Source organism: Alcaligenes sp. YSL9, from assembly GCF_030515105.1.
In the GTDB taxonomy this organism is placed as follows: Bacteria; Pseudomonadota; Gammaproteobacteria; order Burkholderiales; family Burkholderiaceae_B; genus Alcaligenes; species Alcaligenes phenolicus.
Window position 1 is genome coordinate 201226 of record NZ_JALXJU010000003.1, and the last position, 17169, is coordinate 218394.

Here is a 17169-nt window from a genome sequence, read left to right on the forward strand (position 1 = left end):
ACTTGCTGGGCAAGTGCCAAAAATCTAGGTATCAGGACAGTGTAGCGCGTCTAAATGACAGAATTACACCTGGTCCTTAGGGCGCGAAGCTTTTTCTTCCAGGCCTGATGTACCTTCGCGGCGCAGCAGTTCTGTCAGAACATCGCGGGGCTCCAGACCGTAGTAAGTCAGGGCCACCAGGCTATGAAACCACAGGTCTGCCGTTTCGTAGACGATGCGCTCGCGTTCTTCATCCTTGGCAGCCATGACCAGCTCGGTCGCTTCTTCCCCGATTTTCTTCAGGAATGCATCCGGTCCCTTGGCCAGCAGCTTGGCGGCGTAGGAAGAGGATGGGTCCCCGCCTTGTGCAGGTAGGCGGGACTTCAGGGTGCGGCCAAGATGATCGAGGATGGTCTCGACAGTAGGTTGTTCGCTCATCGGTAAATATGCTCCGGGTCTTTCAGGACGGGGTCAACCGTCACCCATTGTGCCTGATCGCTCTGGCCTTGCAGCTGGCGATAAAAGCAGCTTTCACGACCCGTATGACAGGCGATCTGGCCAACCTGCTCCACGCTAAGCAAAATAACGTCGCCATCACAGTCCAGGCGCAAGTCGCTGACATGCTGCACGTGGCCGGATTCCTCGCCCTTGCGCCACAGGCGCTGGCGGGAACGCGACCAGTACACGGCGCGGCCGGTGCTGACGGTCTCTTGCAGGGACTCCTGGTTCATCCAGGCGACCATCAAGATTTTGCCCGTGGCCTGGTCCTGCGCAATCGCGGGGATCAAGCCTTGTTCATCAAAGCGGATTTCAGCCAGCCAGGCCGGTAAGTCAGCCATTAGCGTCGCACCTGTATACCTTGCGCAGCCATGAAATCCTTGGCTTCGGCAATAGTGTGTTGACCGTAGTGGAAGATGCTGGCGGCCAGTACGGCACTGGCGCCGCCCTTGATCACGCCATCGGCCAGGTCTTGCAGGCCGCCCACTCCACCAGAGGCGATAACGGGAACGGAGACCGCCTCGGACACGGCACGAGTCAGTTCCAGATCAAAGCCGGATTTGGTGCCGTCGCGGTCCATGCTGGTCAGCAGCAGTTCGCCGGCGCCGTATTCGGCCATGCGGGCTGCCCATTCCACCACGTCCAGGCCGGTTCCACGACGACCGCCGTGGGTAAAGACTTCCCAGCGGGGGGCTTCGTTCTCAGCACTGACACGGCGTGCATCAATGGCGACGACCATGCATTGCTTGCCATGGTGATCGCTGGCAGCACGCACCAGGTCCGGGTTGCTGATGGCGGCGCTGTTAATGGACACCTTGTCCGCACCGGCATTGAGCAGGCGCTGGATGTCGGCCACTTCACGCACACCACCGCCCACTGTCAGGGGGATGAAAATCTGACTGGCCACCTGTTCGATGATGGGCAAGATCAGATCACGGTTGTCCGAGGTGGCCGTAATGTCCAGGAAGGTCAGTTCGTCGGCACCCTGGTCGTTGTACTTGCGGGCGATCTCGACCGGGTCTCCGGCATCGACCAGATCCACAAAGTTGATGCCTTTGACCACACGGCCAGCGGTCACGTCCAGACAAGGAATGATGCGGCAGGCTAATTCGTTGGTGACGTCCTGGCTCATGCCTGGTACTCGTCAGCGAAGGTTTGCGCCTCAGCAAAATTCAGGGTGCCTTCGTAAATGCTGCGACCCAAAATCACACCTTCGATGCCTTCGTGCTCTACGGCACACAGGTCTTCGATGTCTTTCAGGTTGGTAACACCGCCGGAGGCGATGACGGGAATCTTCACGTGCTGGGACAGCTTGACGGTGGCTTCGATGTTCACGCCAGTCAGCATGCCGTCGCGGCCAATATCGGTGTAGATAATGGACTCGCAGCCGTAGTCTTCAAATTTCTTGGCCAGATCCAGTACGTCGTGGCGGGTCAGCTTGCTCCAGCCGTCGGTGGCGATTTTGCCGTCACGGGCATCCAGGCCAACAATGATGTTGCCAGGAAAGGCGCTGCAGGCGTCTTGCAGGAAACCAGGGCTTTTGACAGCGGCAGTGCCAATAATGACATAGCTCATGCCAGCGTCCAGGTAGCGCTCGATGGTATCCAGGTCGCGGATACCACCGCCGATCTGTACGGGAATTTCACCGTCGATGGCAGCAATGATGGATTTGATGGCTTCGCTGTTCTTGGGCTTACCGGCAAAAGCGCCGTTCAGGTCCACCAGATGCAGGCGCCGGGCCCCTTGTTCCAGCCATTGTGTTGCTATTTTGGCCGGATCATCCGAGAAAATAGTGGCATCGTCCAGGTCACCCTGGCGAAGGCGCACACAACGCCCGTCTTTGAGGTCGATGGCGGGAATCAAAAGCATGGTCTTTAGCCGTAAAAAACGTAAGAAATACTGGGTCGGAAAAAGTCAGAACAACGCCGGGAAGCTTGCTTGAAAAATCATGGCTTCCAGTTGGCGAAATTCCGGAACAGTTGCAGGCCGTTGTCTGCGCTTTTCTCAGGATGGCATTGCAACGCAAAAATATTAGCGTTTGCTATCGCCGAGGTAAAGCGTTGGCCATAGTGCGTCGAACCACAAGTTTGATCTATATGCAGCGGATCGACAAAGTAGCTATGAACAAAGTAAAAGAACGCGCCATCCTCAATGCCAGCCCATAAGGGATGATCCTGAGTCTGGTGTACGCGGTTCCAGCCAATATGGGGCACTTTCAGCCCGGGGCCGGAGGCGTGGTCGCTGCTTTTGTAGTTCGGGCCCTCAAAACGGCGCACTTGGCCGGGAATCAGACCTAAACAGGGGACATTGCCTTCCTGACTGGAATCGAACAGCATTTGTTCGCCTACGCAAATGCCCAATAGGGGCTTGTTGCGGGCGGCTGTCAGCAAGGCATCGCGCAAACCGGATTGGTCCAGGTGGGCCATGCAATCGGGCATGGCACCCTGGCCGGGTAAGACAACCCGGTCCGCATCCAGAATGGCTTGAGGGGTTTGAGCAAGAACGATGCGCGCATCAGCTGCGGCGGCATGCAGTGCTCGGGCAACCGAGAAGATGTTGCCCGAACCGTAATCGACAATAGCGATAGTGGTCACGATGTGTGTCCGAAGGACGTTTACAGAACCCCTTTGGTCGAAGGCACCACGCCTTCGCTACGTGGGTCCAGCTCCAGAGCCATACGCAATGCTCGGCCAAAGGCTTTGAACACGGTTTCGCACTGGTGGTGTGCGTTTTCGCCGCGCAGGTTATCGATGTGCATAGAAACCAGGGCGTGATTGACAAAACCCTGGAAAAACTCGCGTGCCAAGTCTACATCGAACTGGCCGATTCGTGCGCGGGTAAAGGGCACAAAATAAAACAGGCCGGGGCGACCGGAGAAGTCCACCACTACGCGCGACAGCGACTCGTCCAAGGGCACATAGGCATGGCCGTAGCGGCGCAGACCGGCTTTGCTGCCTACGGCCTTGGCAAAAGCCTGGCCCAGTGCAATGCCGATATCCTCGACAGTGTGGTGATCATCGATGTGGGTGTCGCCCTCACAGTGCACGTCCAGGTCAATCAGACCGTGGCGGGCGATCTGGTCCAGCATGTGGTCCAGAAAGGGCACGCCGCTGTTGAGCGAGTGACGGCCGGTGCCGTCCAGGTTAACGGCCACGCGGATGCGGGTTTCATTGGTATTGCGGGTAATCTCGGCGGTACGCATATCAGTGCCGGCGGCAAGGCCGGTATCAGGATTGGTTCAATCGGAATTGCGCGCTGGCAGCGTGGGCGTACAGGCCCTCGCCTTGTGCCAGCGTAGCGGCTATGGGTCCCAATGTTTGGGCGCCTGATTCTGAAACCTGAATAATGCTGCTGCGTTTCTGGAAATCGTAGACGCCCAAAGGTGACGAGAAACGCGCAGTGCGTGCCGTCGGCAGGACATGGTTAGGCCCGGCACAGTAATCGCCCAGCGATTCGGAACTGTAAGGGCCCAGGAAAATGGCGCCAGCATGGCGGATTTTGCTCAACAAGTCCTGGGCGTTACGGGTAGAGACTTCCAGGTGTTCCGGCGCGATATGGTTGCTGATCTTACAGGCCTCGTCCAGATCGCGGACGTGGATCAGGGCACCGCGACCAGACAGGCTGCGACGGATGATGTCCGCGCGTGGCATGGTGGGGAGCAGACGTTCGATGGCCGCTTCAACCTGGTCCAGGAAGTCCGCATCGGGACACAGCAAGATGGCCTGGGCCAGCTCGTCGTGTTCAGCCTGGGAGAACAGGTCCATCGCCACCCAGTCAGCAGGAGCACTGCCGTCGCTGATGATCAGGATTTCGGACGGGCCGGCAATCATGTCGATGCCAACGACGCCAAAGACGCGGCGTTTGGCAGCGGCGACATAGGCGTTGCCGGGGCCGACAATCTTGTCTACCGGCGGGATGGTGTCCGTACCGTAAGCCAAAGCGCCTACAGCCTGCGCGCCACCAATAGTGAACACGCGATCGACACCGCCCAGGGCGGCAGCCGCCAGCACGATGGGGTTGCGCACGCCATCGGGTGTAGGCGTGACCATGATCAGTTCTGGAACACCAGCCACTTTGGCAGGAATGGCGTTCATCAGAACCGAGGAGGGGTAAGCGGCCTTGCCACCGGGGACATACAGTCCCACACGGTCCAAGGGAGTAACTTGCTGACCCAGCACGGTGCCATCGGCTTCCGTGTAGGTCCAGGTTTCAGTGCGCTGATGCTCGTGGTAACGACGCACACGCTCGGCGGCCTGTTCCAGTGCCTTGCGCTGATCGGCAGGCAGGCTGTCCAGAGCCGCAAACAGTTCTTCTTTGGAGATTTCCAGTGCCGAGGCCTGTTCAACAGCCAGTCGGTCAAAGCGCTGGGTGTAATCCAATAAGGCCGTGTCTCCCTCATGCTGGATACGATGCAGAATTTCGGCACAAGCGTGCTCGATAGACGCGTCTTCGGACGCTTCGTAAGCCAGTAGAGTGCGCAGTTCGGCATCGAACTGGGCGGATTGGGAGGTCAGGCGATGGATCAGTGACATGTCGCTATAGGAAAAAGCTAAGGTTCAAGGGCCAGTGTATAACATTTCGCTTAGGCAAAAGGCGGTCTGCGCCTTTTGCGCAAGCAGGATTGTCAGGCTGTTTATCCCCCGCCCGTGGTAGGGGAAGTTTTACTCGTCTACCGAAGCGCGAGAGAAAGCGTCGATCAGGGGTTGCAACTGGGCACCACGGTTCTTCATGGCAGCCTGATTGACGATCAAGCGCGAGGAAATGGGGGTGATGTCTTCCACTTCCACCAGCTTGTTGGCACGCAAGGTGCCTCCGCTGGAGACCAGGTCCACAATGGCGTCGGCCAGACCGACCAGCGGAGCCAGTTCCATGGAGCCATACAGCTTGATCAAGTCCACATATACGCCTTTGCTGGCGAAGTGTTCGCGGGCAGCGCGGGTGTATTTGGTGGCGATACGCAGGCGCGAACCTTGCTTGACGGCCGAATGGTAGTCAAAGCCTTCGGCCACGGCCACACACAGGCGGCAACGGGCAATGTTCAGGTCCACGGGCTGGTACAGACCGCCGGGGTGCTGTTCCATGTGCTCGTACAGCACATCCTTGCCGGCAATTCCGATATGGGCGGCACCGTATTGCACGTAGGTTGGCACGTCGGTGGCACGCACAATAATCAGACGCAGGTCCGGGTTATTGGTGGGCAGGATCAGTTTGCGCGACGTTTCGGGGCTTTCCAGCACCTTGATGCCTGCCTCTTCTAGCAAGGGCAGGGTTTCGTCAAAAATCCGGCCTTTGGACAAGGCCAGCGTCAGAGGTTGATTTAAACCGGCGGGACTCATTGGGTTTCCTTGCTGCTGATTCGCTCGATGTTGGCGCCTACGGCTTGAAGCTTGGCTTCCATGCGGTCGTAGCCACGGTCCAGATGGTAGATGCGTTCGACGGTAGTGTCACCCCGAGCCGCCAGGCCTGCAATGACCAGGCTGGCCGACGCACGCAGGTCGGTTGCCATGACGGTGGCGCCAGTCAGGTAAGGAGCGCCGGTAACGACGGCCATATGGCCTTCGATATCGATCTGTGCACCCAGTCGGTTCAGTTCCTGTACGTGCATGTAGCGATTTTCAAAGATGGTTTCCACGACCGAGGCGGTGCCGTCGGCAATGGTGTTCAGTGCCATCAATTGAGCCTGCATGTCCGTGGGGAAGCCGGGGTATTCGCTGGTACGGAAGCTGACCGCCTTGGGGCGACCATTCATGCTGGCCTTGATCCAGTCCGAGCCGGTGTCAATCTGCAGTCCGGCTTCGCGCAGCTTGTCCAGCGTGGCGCCCATGGCGTCAGCATCGGTATTGCGCAAGGTCAGTTCGCCACCGGTAGCGGCAACGGCGCACAGGAACGTACCGGCTTCAATACGGTCGGGGCAGATGGTGTGTTTGGCACCGTGCAGGCGCTCGACACCGTCAATGACGATACGGTCGGTACCGTGGCCCTGGATCTTGGCACCCATTTTGATCAGCAGCTCGGCCAGATCAATAATTTCCGGTTCGCGGGCTGCGTTTTCCAGAATGGTTTGGCCTTCAGCCAGAACGGCGGCCATCATCAGGTTTTCGGTGCCGGTCACTGTCACCATATCCGTGCGCACCACGGCACCGCGCAAGCGTTTGGCGCGGGCATTCACAAAGCCGTGCTCGACATGGATTTCCGCCCCCATGGCCGCCAGACCCTTGATGTGCTGATCTACAGGGCGCTGACCAATGGCGCATCCACCGGGCAGGCTGACGCGGGCCTCGCCAAAGCGGGCCAGCAGGGGGCCCAGCACCAGAATGGAGGCGCGCATGGTTTTCACCAGTTCGTAGGGCGCTTCCAGATTGGTGATGTTGCCTGCATTCAGCTCCAGCGTGCCATTGCGTTCCTGGGTGACACCCAACTGACCCAGGAGCTTCAGGGTGGTGTCGATGTCACGCAGGCGCGGGACATTGTCCAGGTACACCGTGTCGGCAGTCAGCAGACTGGCGCACAGAATGGGCAGGGCAGCGTTTTTGGCGCCAGAGACGGTGATCTCGCCATTCAGGCGTTGTCCGCCCGTGATGCGTAATTTATCCATTCGGATTGGCCTTGTATTCGTCGGGGGTAAGCGTGCGCATGGACAGGGCGTGGATTTCGGCTTTCATCCGGTCGCCCAGGGCTTTGTAAACCAGTTGGTGACGCGCAATCAGGCGTTTGCCTTCAAAGGCGGTGCTGACGATCAGGGCCTCAAAGTGCGAACCGTCGCCTTGCACTTGCAAGTGTTCACAGGGCAGGTTGTCGGCAATGTATTGGTGAACTTGTTCGGGGGTCGGCAACATGAAATCAATTCCGTAATTTATAGCCTGAGGCAAGCAGGCGTAGCGAAATCAGACACAGCGCAACAAAGACGCTGGCGACAACGGTCAGGCTGAACCAGGGAGAAATATCCGAGGCGGCAAAAAAACCGTAGCGGAACCCGTCAATGGTATAGAGCAACGGGTTCCAGTGTGAAACAGTTTGCCAAAACGGCGGCAGGCTATGAATCGAATAGAACACGCCCGACAGGAACGTCGCAGGCATGATCAGAAAGTTCTGGAACGCGGCCAGTTGGTCAAACTTTTCAGACCACAGTCCGGCGATCAGACCCAAGGTGCCCATGATGCCGCAAGACATGACGGCAAACACCAATACCCATAAGGGCTTGGCTACAGGCAGGGACACGAAGAACAGCGACACCAGCCACACACAGAGGCCCACACAGACACCGCGGGCGATGGACGCCAGCAGATAGGCGGCGAAAATCTCGCGGTGCGACAGCGGTGGCAGCAGGATAAAGACCAGATTGCCAGTGATGCGGCTTTGAATCAGTGATGAGGACGGGTTCGCAAAAGCGTTTTGCAACATGCTCATCATCATCAGGCCCGGAATCAGGAAGGCGGTGTAGGGCACGGAGTCGTATACCGTGACGCGGCCTTCCAGCACGTGGGCGAAAATCAGCAAATACATCAGCGCCGTCAGTACGGGCGCAGCAATGGTCTGAAAGCCCACTTTCCAGAAACGCATCAGCTCTTTGCGCAGCAGCGTAGGAAAGCCCGAGCCCATCTTGGGCTGAGGGGGCAGGCTCAGGGTGCCGATCTTGGCAGCGGGGGCGTCCGTGTGTTGAGGCACGCCCCAGTGTTTGGGAGAATTGTTCTGGTTCACAGTGCGACTCCCATTTTTCCTTCGTTGTGCATGATGCGCACAAATGCATCCTCCAGATCGTGGCCGCCTGCGCGCTCCATAATGGCTTGCGTGGTATCCAGGGCGACGATCTTGCCACTTTTAAGCATGGCCAGGCGACCACAGAGGGCCTGGGCTTCTTCCAGATAGTGGGTGGTCAGCAAGATGGTGTGGCCTTGTTGATTCAGGCGAATGATGAACTCCCACAGCGTGCGGCGCAGGTCCACGTCCACACCGGCAGTGGGCTCATCCAGAATAATGACAGGGGGGCGGTGCACCAGCGCCTGGGCGACCAGAACGCGGCGCTTCATGCCGCCGGACAAGGCGCGCATGTTCACATCGGCCTTGTCGCTCAGGGCCAGATTGGCCAGAATCTCGTCGATCCAGTCGTCATTGTTTTTCAGGCCAAAGTAGCCCGATTGCAGACGCAAGGTTTCACGGACGGTGAAAAAGGGATCGTAAACAATTTCCTGTGGCACCACGCCCAGCGATTGGCGGGCTTTTTGATACTGGGTGCGCACATCGTAACCACAGACACTGACCTGGCCGCTGGTGGGACGGGTCAGGCCGGCCAACATGGAAATCAGGGTTGTTTTGCCGGCGCCGTTAGGGCCGAGCAATCCGAAAAATTCACCATGTTCGATAGTCAGGCTGACCTGATCGACGGCCAGAAAACCGGCATCGGAACGGGGAGGGGAAAACAGGCTTTTAAGTCCCCGGCTTTGGGGAGCGAAGCGTTTACTGACGTTATCGAGTTTGAAGGCGGACATGGCAATTTGGGTTGGCCTGACGCGGGTGTGGCGGTGTAAGTCGTCGCTGTAGCGTCTTTGTTAACTAAACAGGCCTACGCATGGGCGTAGACCTGTTTGGGGGTGATCAGGCTCTTTATTATAGAGTACGACTCTGGTCTGCTTAAGAATGCCCGACCAAAGCGCCCGTGCTTGCCACGGCCTGTCTTAGCTGTTTTGCTTGTTCAGCGCCTGAATCAGGCCATCAATGCCACCTTGCTCAATTTGCTGGGCAAACTGGTTGCGGTAGTTTTGAATCAGCCAGATGCCTTCCACGTTCAAGTCGTAGATTTTCCAGCCTTCAGGTGTTTTTTCCAGGCGGTAATCCACGCCAACCGGGCCACCGTTGGACTGAGTCAGCGAGGAGCGCACCACCACGTCGTCTGCATTGGCATCGCCACGGAACGGCAGGATGGTCAGCTGTGTCTTGTCATCCACGCGGGACAAGGCCCCGCTGTAGGTACGCACCAAGGTGCCCTTGAACGCTTCGACCAGCTTCTGACGCTGTTCGGGGCTGGCTTGACGCCAGTAGCGGCCAGCGGACAGACGTGTCGTCTTTTCCAGGTTCACGTAGGGCATGATATTTTCGTTCACGGCAGCCAGAATGGCGGCGCGGTCACCCTTGCGGATGGCGTCGCTTTCCTTGACCACTTGCAATGCTTGATTACCGACCGATTCAACAAACTTGTTGGGCTCCCCTTTGGGATCTGCAACTTGTGCCTGGGCTGCGACGGCGTGCAAACACAGAGCCAGGGCCGCACAGACGGTCAGGATCCAGGAAATCAGGCGAGAGGGGGAGGACTGCAAAGCAGTCCCGCCCAAGGCGGGACGGGAAATCATAAAAAACTCCAGAAGAATGTTCTGCGGGCAGCGCGTTTTTATTCGTCTGCGTCCGAGTAGTCAGGCAGGTCCTGGCTGGTGTCGTCACCGGTGCGGCGGGCTTGCACCATCGCATGGCGTCGTTGCAGGTAAGCGTCGCGTATGAAGCTGTAGCGGTCAAGGGCGATGTCGTTAACAAGTTTTTCTGCATCCAACACGCCAGCACGGGCATCCAAGGCCCACAAACCCAGGATGCTGTTGCGTACCGGTACATCCTTGATCGCCATGATCGGACCCGTGGAGGAGAAGCCTTCCAGGAAGCTGGTGCCACGTGCCACACCGTCGCGAACGGTGCTGGGGCCAAAGAAGGGCAGAACCACGTAAGGGCCAGACTTGACGCCCCATACGCCCAGCGTCACACCAAAGTCGTTGGGGATGCGCTTGGAGCCGTTCATGGTGGCAACGTCAATACAACCGCCCAAGCCCATGGTCGAGTTGAACAGGACGCGACCCAGCGTGTTGAAGAAGTCGACGTGTTCGCCTTGCAGGAAGCTGTTGACGGCCGACCAGGCATCGCCCAGGTTGTTGAAAATGTTACTAATACATGTGCGTGCAGGCTGCGGCGTCAGGGCGTTGTAGCCTTCTGCAATCGGTTTGATCAGCGCGCCGTCCACGGTTTCGTTAAAGGCGTAGATGCCACGGTTCATGCCTTCCCAGGGGTCCTGGGGGTTGGGGTTGGGCACACTGGCGCAACCGGCCACAAGCGCAGCACTGGCACCGATCAGGCTCAAACGGACTCCACGAGGCAGGGAGTAAGAGCGGCGAGTTGTTGTATTCATGGTTGTGTCGTCTGTAATGAGCATGAACGGGCGGGTTTGCTTACTCCGATTTGGAGCCGCCGTCCTTGGAGGCCGTGTTGTAGAGGAACTTGCTGATCAGTTCTTCCAGCACAACCGCGCTTTGAGTATAGGTAATGGTGCTGCCACCTTGCAGGTCCTTGTCGTCGCCACCCGCAGTCAGGCCAATGTACTGTTCGCCCAGCAGGCCTGACGTCAGGATGGAGGCCGAGGTGTCGACAGGAAACTTGTAGTGCTCGTCCATATCCAGGGTGACCACGGCTTTGAAGTCCTGGTTGTCAAAACCAATGGAGCCAACCCGGCCAACGACCACACCGCTGGCCTTGATGGGAGCGCGTGGTTTCAGGCCACCCAGATTATCGAACTTGGCCGATACCTGGTAGGTCTTGGCAAAGGAAAAAGAACTGAGGTTACCCGCACGCAGGGCCAGGAATGCCAGTGCGACCAGCCCCAGCAAAACAAACAGGCCAACCCAGAAATCGGTTTTCTCGCGATTCATAGCTGAGCAATTCCTAAATAGTTAACTGAACATAAGGGCGGTGAGCAGGAAGTCCGTGCCCAATACCGCCAAAGCGCCGCTGACGACCGTGCGTGTGGTCGCGCGAGAAACGCCTTCGGGCGTGGCCTTGGCATGCCAGCCCATATAAAGCGCAATCAAGGTCACGATCAGGCCAAACACCAGGCTTTTGATCACTCCGTTGAGTACGTCATCAATGACATCGACACCGTTTTGCATTTGCGACCAGAAGGCGCCCGCATCAATGCCGATCATCTGCACGCCGACGACATAGCCGCCCAGAATGCCGACCATGGAGAACACGGCGGCCAGAATGGGCATGGCAATAATGCCACCCCAAAAGCGCGGTACCAGCAGGCGGCGCAAGGGGTCTACCGCCATGACTTCCATGGCGGCAATCTGTTCACCGGCCTTCATCAAGCCGATTTCGGCGGTTAATGATGTTCCGGCTCGGCCTGCAAACAGCAGGGCGGTGACGACCGGTCCCAGTTCACGTACCAGAGACAGGGCGACCAGCAGGCCCAAGGCCTCTTCGGAACCATAGCGGTTCAGTGTGTAATAACCTTGCAAGCCCAGCACAAAACCCACGAACAGCCCGGAAACGGCAATGATCAGCAGCGAATAGTTGCCAATAAAGTGGATTTGCTGGGAAACCAGACGGGGGCGACGCCACAGCAGGGAAGACCGGGCCAGCAAGGCCACGAACAGGCGGCTGAAGGCACCCAGGCCGTAGATGCTATTGCGTATCGCAGCGCCTAGCGCGCTAATCGGGGCGGTGATGAAATTCATGAGCGCGTCGTCCGATTCTGGAGCCAGGCTTCAAAAGCCGGGGTGACGGGATAGTTAAAGGCGATAGGGCCGTCGGGTTCACCACGCAGGAACTGCTGCACGTAAGGATCCTTGGAGGCGCGCAGCTCGGTGGGCGTGCCCTGGGTCAGCAAACGTCCCTGGCCAACAATATAAACCTGGTCGGCAATCGCAAAGGATTCGGCCACATCGTGCGTAATCAATACTGAAGCGCAGTTCAGGCGGTCGGTCAGGTCGCGAATCAGCTGCGCGGTAATGCCCATGGAAATAGGGTCCAGGCCGGCAAAGGGTTCGTCGTACAGAATCAGCTCGGGCTCCAGCACAATGGCACGGGCCAGGGCAACCCGGCGGGCCATACCGCCGGAAATTTCATTGATGCCTAAATGGGCAGCCGCGCGCAGGCCAACGGCGTCCAGCTTGTCTAGTACACGGTCCTGAATGGCGGCTTCGGAGTCGTTTGTCAGCTCCCGCAGGGGAAACGCCACGTTTTCAAACACGTTCAGGTCAGTAAACAGGGCACCCTGCTGAAACAGCACACCCATGCGTTGACGCGTCTGGCGCAGAGCCTCGCCGTCCAGCTTGGCCAAGTCCTGGCCAAAAACCGTAACAGTCCCTTTCTGAGCACGAATTTGTCCGGTCGCAGCACGCAGAAGTGTTGTTTTTCCGGAACCTGACCCCCCCATCATGGCGACGACCTGACCTTTCTGAACGGTCATGGACACGTCCGCGAGCACGGTAAAGGCACCGTAGCCCAGCGAGGCGGAGTCCAGATTTAGTACGGCTCGGTCAGTATTTACAACCATGTCGCGGGCAAAAGGGGATAAAAGGACCTGCCATTGTACCGCTTGCAGCTCTGGCGTCTCAATGTCTTGCGCGCGATGGGGGCGGGATCGTGGCGCTTTTATGAGCCATTTTGTGGCTCTTGATACAGCCACTTACTTCAAACCGGCTTTGGTGGTGAAGTCGCCCTTTTTTGTGTCGAATTTGTTTTAGATAGCGGGTTGTATCAAGGCGAACAGCAATCCGCCGCCTGCCAGCAACCATAAAGGGTTGATGCGACTTAGCAGCAAAATGGCTGTACAGGCCAGAGCCGTGCCCCAGGCCCACAGTCCGCCTTGGGCCGCTTTCAGAATTGTGCCGCTGGCGGCCAGGATCATGCCGGCGGCAATGGGCAGCAGACCAATTTCAATGGCGCGGATGATGCGTGTGCCCTCATAGCGCTTCCAGATTGTTGCCAGGTAATAGATCAGCAGGGCAGAGGGCAGGAAAATGGCGACGGATGCGGCCAGGGCACCGGCCCAGCCAGCCGCCTTCCAGCCCACCAGGGTGACAAGCAAGGATTTCGGGCCGGGTGTCAGGCGCGACAGGGCGAACAGATCCAGAAATTCCTGATTGCTGAGCCAGCCATGGATTTCTACCGATTGCCGGTGAATCTCCGGGATGATGCTTTGCCCGCCCCCTATGGTCAGAAAAGACAGGGGCGCAAAGACGCGCATGAGCTGGAGCAAAACCGTGATCATGATTGCTCCACCGCTTTGTCTCCAAGTTGCAGCCAGGCATACCAGACGGACAGCGGTGCACAGATCAGAATAACGGGGATCAGGCTCCATTCCATGACGAAAATGCCGACAAAAACGGCCAACATGAGGGCAATGGGCACGATTCCGGTGGCTGCGCTGCGCGCCGAGCGTACGCCCATTTCAAGAGACAGACCAATAGCGGCAGCGGCAATTCCGGCCATGACTTGGGGCACCAGGGTAGAGCCCGTCAGTTGTTCCAGACCAATCAGCATCAAAATGGCCAGCAGTAGCGGGGGAAGCACCATGCCCAGCGTGGCAACTAACGCCCCAGGCCCGGCCAGCAGACGATAACCAATCCATATAGAGAGGTTCACCACATTGATGCCGGGCAGTGCTTGGGACAGCGCCAGACCGCTAAGAAAATCTGCCTGGCTCATCAGGCGCCGCTGAACAACAAACTCACGCATTAACCAGCCACTCAAGCCCCCACCAAAGCTGGTCAGGCCAATGCGGGCAAAGATCAGAAATAGAGCGCTTAAGGATAAAGGGGCAGCTTCTTGAGACCGGGTCATAGAGCAATGAAGGAGGATAGGGCTCGTCAAAAGTGGAAGTTTGAACATTCTGGCATACAAATTAAGCCGTTTTTGCCCTCTTGTGCGCTCGGGTGGCGGCCTGATCCTTCTTGCTGGGGGTGCGGCGTGGCCTTTATTGGCAAGAAAACGGCCTTCGGGCAGCGGTCGTTCAAATTTTTTTCTACCCCCAAGCGCTGCTTATTTGTTTGAAATATTTAAAGATAAAAATTAATTAAAGTGGGTGCAAAAATTAAATAAAAAATGAATTGATATAAATAAGAAAAGAATTAAAAAAATAACTTGAAACCATGTGTGATGCCCGCTTGAGGGGACGGGTGCTTCCGGCGGCTAATGAAGGGTGTAATGAGCTTTTTATGGGTTCAATCTATTGAAATAAAAGAGATTGAAACGATCGTTTGAATTTATGGTGGCTTGCTGGAGCGGCTGAGCAGCCCGATCCGGATCCAAACATGGACAGTTTCATGAAGATGGATTTGATCTATACCCATCTTTGATTGAAAATAAAAAAGACTTTATGGTCGTAAAAGCGGTTGTGCGTGTACGATTATTCGATTGCCTCGCATCGTAGAGCGTCCGTTTGGGACCTTATGCTGCGTGGGGTTTCAGTTTCCTGGAGACAAACCTATGACATCTAGTTCAGCCAGTGCAGTGACGGGCAGTGCCCGTACCTTGCGTCGGGTCGCCGTGTGCGGTGCCGGCGTCATGGGCGCGCAAATTGCCGCCCATTGCGTGAATGCAGGCATACCAGTAGTTCTGTTTGATCTGCCCGCCCGCGAGGGGCCCAAAAATGGCATCGCCCTGCGTGCCATTGCCAATCTGCGCAAAATGAATCCCGCTCCTTTGGGTACGCCAGACCTGGCCGACCTGATCGAGCCCGCCAACTACGACGACAACCTGGACCGTCTGGCCGATTGCGATCTGGTAATCGAAGCCATTGCCGAGCGTCTGGACTGGAAACAGGATCTGTACCGCAAGATCGGGCCAGCACTGAACCCTAATGCCATCATCGCCAGCAACACGTCCGGCCTGTCCATCACTTCCCTGGCAGATGTTTTGCCGGAAGCGCTGCGTCCACGCTTTTGCGGCGTGCACTTTTTCAATCCGCCACGCTACATGAGCCTGGTGGAGCTGATCCCCACGAAATACACCCAGCCAGAGCTGCTGGATGTTCTGGAAACCTTCCTGGTATCGCAACTGGGCAAGGGCGTGGTTCGCGCCAAAGATACCCCCAATTTCATCGGTAACCGCATTGGTGTTTTTGGCATTCTGTCCGTGTTCGAGCAGGCTCGTCGTTTCTCCCTGACTTACGAGCAGGTTGATGAATTGACGGGTACACGTCTGGGTCGCGCCAAATCGGGTACTTACCGTACCGCTGACGTGGTTGGTCTGGACACCCTGGCACACGTGATCCGCACCATGCAGGATCAGCTGCCCGATGACAGCTTCAAAGCACACTTTGGCCTGCCACCAGAAGTGCAGGGCCTGATTGATGCAGGTGCTTTGGGTCAAAAGACCGGTGCCGGTTTCTTCCGCAAGAAGGGCCGTGAAATCCAGCGTTTCGATGCTCAACAGCGCGATTACGTGGCTGCTGACCAGAAAATCGATCCTGATGTCGCCGCCATTCTGGCTGTACGTGACCCGGCTGAGCGCCTGCGCCAGCTGCGCGAGTCCGACAAGCCTCAGGCTCAATTCGTGTGGGCCGTACTGCGCGACACCTTCCACTACAGTGCCATTCATCTGCAAGACATTGCCGACAACGCCCGTCAGCTGGATCTGGCCTTGAAATGGGGCTTTGGTCACAAGCAAGGCCCGTTCGAGATCTGGCAGGCTGCCGGATGGCGTCAGGTGGCCGAATGGATCAACCAGGATATTCAAGACGGCAAGACACTGAGCAGCCAGCCGCTGCCAGACTGGGCGACTCGTGGTCCTGTGTGGGAAGCGCAAGGCGTGCATACCGCTGCCGGTTCCTGGAATCCGTCGCAAAGCCGCTTTGAAGGCCGTAGCGATCTGCCTGTTTACCTGCGCCACATTGGCACACCTTTGCTGGTGGGCGAGGTCGAGTCTCTGGAAACCACCACGGTTTTCGAAGATGAGTCGGTTCGCTGCTGGACGCTGCCCGCACCGCACCCACAAGACGTGCTGATCGTGTCCTTCAAGACCAAGATGCACACGCTGAGCCCTGGTGTGGTCAATGGCATGTTCAAGGCGATTGAGCTGGCTGAAGCCTCGTATCAGGCTCTGGTGGTGGCCCAGGATGGTGATCCATTCTCCGCAGGCGCTGACCTGAAAGCCATTTTGCCCGTGTTCGAGAAAGAAGGCGTGGCCGGTGTTGAGCCGGTAGAGCGCGCCATGCAGGACATGGTTCTGCGTATCCGCTACGCCCAGGTGCCTGTGGTGGCTGCGGTTGCCGGTCTGGCTCTGGGTGGTGGTTGCGAACTGGCTGTGCATTGCGCACACCGCGTCGCTCACTTCGAGTCCTACATTGGTCTGGTTGAAGTGGGTGTGGGTCTGGTTCCAGGCGCAGGTGGTCTGGCTTACTCGGCTCGTCGCTCGGCTGAACTGCAAGCCATGGGTGCACCTGATGCCCCGTTGCTGGCCTACCTGAAGCGTTTTGCTCTGGCTATCGCCAGCGCACAAGTGTCGCGCTCCGCTCTGGATGCGCGTCAGCTTGGCTTCCTGAAAGAGTCCGACACCATCGTCATGAACCGTCAGGAACTGGTTTATGTGGCCGTTCGTCAGGCACAGGCTCTGGCCAGCGCCGGTTGGCGTGCTCCATTGCCACGTCGCTTCCCGGTTGCCGGTCGCGATGGCATTGCCACGCTGAAAGCTCAGCTGGTGAACATGAAAGAAGGTGGTTTCATCTCGGAATATGACTTCCATATTGCCGAGAAGGTCGTAACCGTGATCTGCGGGGGCGATGTGGATCCAGGCTCGCTGGTGGATGAAGCCTGGATGATGGCGCAAGAGCGGCAGGCCTTCCTGGAACTGCTCAATTCCCCCAAGACCCAGGAACGTATTACTGGGATGCTGACCACTGGCAAGCCAGTGCGTAACTAGAGCGGATCAAGGAGTAGA

20 protein-coding genes are annotated in these 17169 nt (G+C 57.7%); 1 reads left to right on the forward strand and 19 read right to left on the reverse strand.

The genetic code is table 11. The annotated features are described in order from the left end of the window. Positions 1 to 63 precede the first annotated feature (63 nt). The 19 genes from M2Q46_RS13645 to M2Q46_RS13735 form a co-directional block, all read right to left on the reverse strand. Positions 64 to 417 (reverse strand): phosphoribosyl-ATP diphosphatase, encoded by a 354-nt coding sequence (locus tag M2Q46_RS13645; RefSeq protein ID WP_021447244.1) that lies wholly within the window; start codon positions 415 to 417, stop codon positions 64 to 66. Beyond that, entirely contained in the window at positions 414 to 818 is a 405-nt protein-coding gene (hisI, locus tag M2Q46_RS13650) for a phosphoribosyl-AMP cyclohydrolase (protein WP_137430545.1), read from the reverse strand. The genes M2Q46_RS13645 and hisI overlap by 4 nt, the downstream gene beginning before the upstream one ends. Continuing rightward, positions 818 to 1609, reverse strand: coding sequence for an imidazole glycerol phosphate synthase subunit HisF (gene hisF / locus M2Q46_RS13655; protein ID WP_035269852.1), 792 nt, complete (start codon positions 1607 to 1609; stop codon positions 818 to 820). The genes hisI and hisF overlap by 1 nt, the downstream gene beginning before the upstream one ends. Continuing rightward, positions 1606 to 2346, reverse strand: coding sequence for a 1-(5-phosphoribosyl)-5-[(5-phosphoribosylamino)methylideneamino]imidazole-4-carboxamide isomerase (gene hisA, locus M2Q46_RS13660; RefSeq protein WP_009455480.1), 741 nt, complete (start codon positions 2344 to 2346; stop codon positions 1606 to 1608). The genes hisF and hisA overlap by 4 nt, the downstream gene beginning before the upstream one ends. 77 nt (positions 2347 to 2423) lie before the next feature. Then, positions 2424 to 3071 carry an imidazole glycerol phosphate synthase subunit HisH gene (gene hisH / locus M2Q46_RS13665; protein ID WP_254500219.1) on the reverse strand — a complete coding sequence of 216 codons (648 nt, stop codon included), beginning with the start codon at positions 3069 to 3071 and terminating at the stop codon, positions 2424 to 2426. A gap of 20 nt (positions 3072 to 3091) precedes the next feature. Beyond that, entirely contained in the window at positions 3092 to 3679 is a 588-nt protein-coding gene (hisB, locus tag M2Q46_RS13670; protein WP_009455482.1) for an imidazoleglycerol-phosphate dehydratase HisB, read from the reverse strand. A gap of 25 nt (positions 3680 to 3704) precedes the next feature. Further along, positions 3705 to 5009: a histidinol dehydrogenase gene (gene hisD / locus M2Q46_RS13675; RefSeq protein ID WP_009455483.1), complete on the reverse strand. Its 1305-nt coding sequence runs from the start codon at positions 5007 to 5009 to the stop codon at positions 3705 to 3707. 129 nt (positions 5010 to 5138) lie between these two features. Further along, positions 5139 to 5813, reverse strand: coding sequence for an ATP phosphoribosyltransferase (hisG, locus tag M2Q46_RS13680; protein WP_009455485.1), 675 nt, complete (start codon positions 5811 to 5813; stop codon positions 5139 to 5141). Then, positions 5810 to 7072, reverse strand: a complete 1263-nt coding sequence (gene murA / locus M2Q46_RS13685; protein WP_302357452.1) for a UDP-N-acetylglucosamine 1-carboxyvinyltransferase — start codon at positions 7070 to 7072, stop codon at positions 5810 to 5812. The genes hisG and murA overlap by 4 nt, the downstream gene beginning before the upstream one ends. Further along, positions 7065 to 7313: a BolA family protein gene (locus M2Q46_RS13690; RefSeq protein ID WP_009455487.1), complete on the reverse strand. Its 249-nt coding sequence runs from the start codon at positions 7311 to 7313 to the stop codon at positions 7065 to 7067. Before M2Q46_RS13690 ends, murA begins: the two co-directional genes overlap by 8 nt. A 4-nt stretch (positions 7314 to 7317) precedes the next feature. Beyond that, positions 7318 to 8076, reverse strand: coding sequence for an ABC transporter permease (locus M2Q46_RS13695; RefSeq protein WP_042486095.1), 759 nt, complete (start codon positions 8074 to 8076; stop codon positions 7318 to 7320). Between the two features lie 95 nt (positions 8077 to 8171). After that, positions 8172 to 8963 (reverse strand): ABC transporter ATP-binding protein, encoded by a 792-nt coding sequence (locus tag M2Q46_RS13700; protein WP_009455490.1) that lies wholly within the window; start codon positions 8961 to 8963, stop codon positions 8172 to 8174. Between the two features lie 186 nt (positions 8964 to 9149). Then, complete coding sequence (locus tag M2Q46_RS13705; protein WP_035269860.1) at positions 9150 to 9821, reverse strand: phospholipid-binding protein MlaC; 672 nt, start codon at positions 9819 to 9821, stop codon at positions 9150 to 9152. A 38-nt stretch (positions 9822 to 9859) separates the two neighbouring features. After that, a complete protein-coding gene (locus tag M2Q46_RS13710) occupies positions 9860 to 10639 on the reverse strand; it encodes a VacJ family lipoprotein (RefSeq protein ID WP_302357453.1) in 780 nt (259 codons plus the stop codon). A 40-nt stretch (positions 10640 to 10679) separates the two neighbouring features. Next, positions 10680 to 11156 (reverse strand): outer membrane lipid asymmetry maintenance protein MlaD, encoded by a 477-nt coding sequence (gene mlaD / locus M2Q46_RS13715; RefSeq protein ID WP_009455494.1) that lies wholly within the window; start codon positions 11154 to 11156, stop codon positions 10680 to 10682. 21 nt (positions 11157 to 11177) lie between these two features. Beyond that, positions 11178 to 11963 (reverse strand): lipid asymmetry maintenance ABC transporter permease subunit MlaE, encoded by a 786-nt coding sequence (mlaE, locus tag M2Q46_RS13720; protein WP_009455496.1) that lies wholly within the window; start codon positions 11961 to 11963, stop codon positions 11178 to 11180. Further along, the gene (locus tag M2Q46_RS13725) at positions 11960 to 12784 is read right to left on the reverse strand and encodes an ABC transporter ATP-binding protein (RefSeq protein WP_009455504.1); all 825 of its coding nucleotides are present in this window, start codon (positions 12782 to 12784) and stop codon (positions 11960 to 11962) included. Before M2Q46_RS13725 ends, mlaE begins: the two co-directional genes overlap by 4 nt. Positions 12785 to 12970: 186 nt before the next feature. Continuing rightward, complete coding sequence (locus tag M2Q46_RS13730; protein WP_021447240.1) at positions 12971 to 13501, reverse strand: chromate transporter; 531 nt, start codon at positions 13499 to 13501, stop codon at positions 12971 to 12973. Next, complete coding sequence (locus M2Q46_RS13735) at positions 13498 to 14073, reverse strand: chromate transporter (RefSeq protein ID WP_060185452.1); 576 nt, start codon at positions 14071 to 14073, stop codon at positions 13498 to 13500. Before M2Q46_RS13735 ends, M2Q46_RS13730 begins: the two co-directional genes overlap by 4 nt. Before the next feature lie 723 nt (positions 14074 to 14796). On the opposite strand from M2Q46_RS13735, the gene M2Q46_RS13740 reads away from it, so the two are divergent. Beyond that, the gene (locus tag M2Q46_RS13740; protein WP_232467074.1) at positions 14797 to 17151 is read left to right on the forward strand and encodes a 3-hydroxyacyl-CoA dehydrogenase/enoyl-CoA hydratase family protein; all 2355 of its coding nucleotides are present in this window, start codon (positions 14797 to 14799) and stop codon (positions 17149 to 17151) included. The last annotated feature ends 18 nt before the right edge of the window (positions 17152 to 17169 follow it).